Annotated in this window: 1 protein-coding gene; it reads right to left on the reverse strand. The window is 64.7% G+C overall.

Annotated features, from left to right (window positions below; genetic code table 11):
* The coding region (locus QD356_RS17720) for a VCBS domain-containing protein (protein ID WP_279878486.1) at positions 1-1415 on the reverse strand (1415 nt) is incomplete at both ends.

Genomic DNA, 1415 nt, shown 5'->3' on the forward strand with positions numbered 1-1415 from the left:
GGTGTAGGTCCAGCTGCCATCGGCGGCGAGACGGTGTAGGTCTCGGTGACGGTCTCGCCCGCGGCCAGTGCCTGGGTCTCGGTGGCGTCATTGTCGAGGGTGTAGGTCCAGCTGCCATCGGCGGCGACCTCGAAGCTGCCGTAGACACTGCTGTCATCGGTGGCGGCGACGAAGGCCAGATCCGGGTTGTCGGCATCCGTGGCCGTCAGCGTGCCGCTGGCTTCCAGGGTGGTGTCTTCGGTGACTTCACCGCTGTCATCGGAGATCACGGCGCCGTCGTCCACGCCGGTGATGACGATGTTGACCGTGGTGGTCGAGTCATCGCTCAGCGTGACGGTATAGGTCTCGGTGACGGTCTCGCCGGCAGCCAGTGCCTGGGTTTCGGCGGCGTCATTGTCGAGGGTGTAGGTCCAGCTGCCGTCGGCGGCGACCTCGAAGCTGCCGTAGACACTGCTGTCATCGGTGGCGGCGACGAAGGCCAGATCCGGGTTGTCGGCATCCGTGGCCGTCAGCGTACCGCTGGCTTCCAGGGTGGTGTCTTCGGTGACTTCACCGCTGTCATCGGAGATCACGGCGCCGTCGTCCACGCCGGTGATGACGATGTCGACCGTGGTGGTCGAGTCATCGCTCAGCGTGACGGTATAGGTCTCGGTGACGGTCTCGCCGGCAGCCAGTGCCTGGGTCTCGGTGGCGTCATTGTCGAGGGTGTAGGTCCAGCTGCCATCGGCGGCGACCTCGAAGCTGCCGTAGACACTGCTGTCATCGGTGGCGGCGACGAAGGCCAGATCCGGGTTGTCGGCATCCGTGGCCGTCAGCGTACCGCTGGCTTCCAGGGTGGTGTCTTCTTCCACGGCGCCAGAATCGGCCGTGATGACCGGCAGGTCGTCGGTACCGGTGATGACGATGTTGACCGTGGTGGTCGAGTCATCGCTCAGCGTGACGGTGTAGGTCTCGGTGACGGTCTCGCCCGCGGCCAGTGCCTGGGTCTCGGTGGCGTCATTGTCGAGGGTGTAGGTCCACTCCCCTGCCTCGTTGACGCTGAAAGTGCCGTAATCATCGCTTTGGGTGCCAGCGACAACATCAGTACTTTCGACATCGACAAGCGCGCCGGAAGCTTCGGTAACGCCATCCTCCGTTACCTCTCCAGAATCGCCGCCAATCAGGGCGCCCACGTCATTGCTGGTCGCGGTGTTGCCGGCCGGATCGGTGACCGAGGCCTCGACGCTGTACTCGCCTTCACTCAGCGGGGTCTCGGCGTCAACCGTATAGGTGCCGTTCTCGACGGTGGTGGTGACAGTCTGTTCGTTGCCGTCGCTGTCGGTGATGACCAGCGTGACGGTGCTGCCGTCTTCGGCATCGGTGGTACCGACGATGGTCGGCGTGGTGTCGGAGGTCAGTGCCGGGGCATCGACGGT

Source organism: Cobetia sp. 2AS, assembly GCF_029846355.1.
Lineage (GTDB): Bacteria > Pseudomonadota > Gammaproteobacteria > Pseudomonadales > Halomonadaceae > Cobetia > Cobetia amphilecti.